The following is a 249-nucleotide window of genomic DNA, read 5'->3' as shown; positions in this document are numbered from 1 at the left end:
TTGTATGTGCTGCGACTGATGGTCCAATGCCACAAACTCGTGAACACATCCTTCTTTCTCGCCAAGTAGGTGTTCCATACATCGTTGTATTCTTAAACAAATGTGACCTTGTAGACGACGAAGAGCTTCTTGAGCTAGTTGAAATGGAAGTTCGTGAACTTCTTTCTACTTATGACTTCCCAGGTGATGACACTCCAGTTATCCGTGGTTCTGCTCTTGCTGCACTTAACGGTGAAGCTGGTCAGTTCG

General features: G+C 45.0%; 1 protein-coding gene. It reads left to right on the top strand.

Annotation, left to right across the window (positions count from 1 at the left end):
- Positions 1 to 249 (top strand): GTP-binding protein (locus AC1M9M_RS14880; protein WP_481596719.1); only part of this gene is annotated, 249 nt, incomplete at both ends.

It is taken from the genome of Acinetobacter sp. ANC_7503, from assembly GCF_056780035.1.
This window is presented reverse-complemented; position numbering and strand designations above follow the sequence as displayed.